The organism is Micromonospora craterilacus (assembly GCF_003236315.1).
In the GTDB taxonomy this organism is placed as follows: Bacteria; Actinomycetota; Actinomycetes; order Mycobacteriales; family Micromonosporaceae; genus Micromonospora; species Micromonospora craterilacus.
In genome coordinates, this window is sequence record NZ_POTY01000501.1 from 1 (window position 1) to 1,050 (window position 1,050).

The window sequence follows — 1,050 nt, forward strand, 5'->3', positions numbered from 1 at the left end:
GTCCCACCCAACCGGCCGCCACCAGGCAGCCCTGCCGCAGCGGAACGGCGGGTGGCCCCGAGCCGTCGGAAGGGCGACAGGCGGGTCGGCAACGTTCGCGCTTGCCTCGCGCGCCTGTATCGGTGACATCAGGTGAGGGACGGAGCGTGCATGGAGGACGTGGAGGTGTCGGTGCTCGGCCCGCTGCGGTTGCGGGTCAACGGCGCAGAGGTCAAAGTCGGCGGGCCACGACCGCGCGCCGTGCTGGCGCTGCTGGTGGCGGCCGGCGGGCGGGCGGTGCCCGCGACGACGCTGATCGAGCAGGTCTGGCCGGACAGCCCGCCCCCGGCGGTGAGCAACACCCTGCAGGGGTACGTCGCGCTGCTGCGCCGGCTGCTCGAGCCGGGGCGGGCCGCCCGCGCCGCCGCCCGGCGGGTGGTCTGGAACGGCTCCGGGTACGCGCTGCGCCTGCGCCCCGCAAGTGTCGACGCCGACCGGTTCGAGCGGGTGGCGATCGAGGCGCACGCGGCGCTGGTGGCGAACCGCCCAGGGGCGGCGGCCACGGCACTGGATGCGGTGCTGCCCTCCTGGCGTGGCCGCCCGTACGAGGACATCGCCGATGCCCCGCCCCTGCTCGTCCACGCCGCCCGGCTGGAGCGGATCCGAGCCACGGCGGTCGCCGACCGGCACGCCGCCAGCATCGCCCTCGGCGAGCACGCCGCCGCCATCGCCCCACTCGCCGCGCTGGTCGAGGAGACCCCGCTGGACGAGCGGCTGTGGGAACTGCTGGCGCTGGCGCAGTACCGGGCCGGCCGGCAGGGCGACGCGCTGGGCACCCTGCGCACCGCCCGTCGCCAGCTGGCCGAGGAACTCGGCATCGACCCGGGCGACCGGCTGCGGCAGCTGGAGTCGGACGTGCTGGCCCAGGCACCCGGGCTGGGCACCGCCGCCGATTCCGCCACGATCCGGGTGACTGGCGCTCCGCCGCCGGGCCGACTCCCCACGCCCGTGGACGAGCTGGTCGGCCGGCAGACCGAGCGGGCCGACCTGGCCGAACTGCTAGCGCGACAC

Annotated in this window: 1 protein-coding gene; it reads left to right on the plus strand. The window is 76.8% G+C overall.

Annotated elements, in window-relative coordinates; translation table 11 throughout:
• Positions 1-150: 150 nt before the first annotated feature.
• The coding region (locus C1I95_RS34085; protein ID WP_146605951.1) for an AfsR/SARP family transcriptional regulator at positions 151-1,050 on the plus strand (900 nt) is incomplete at its 3' end.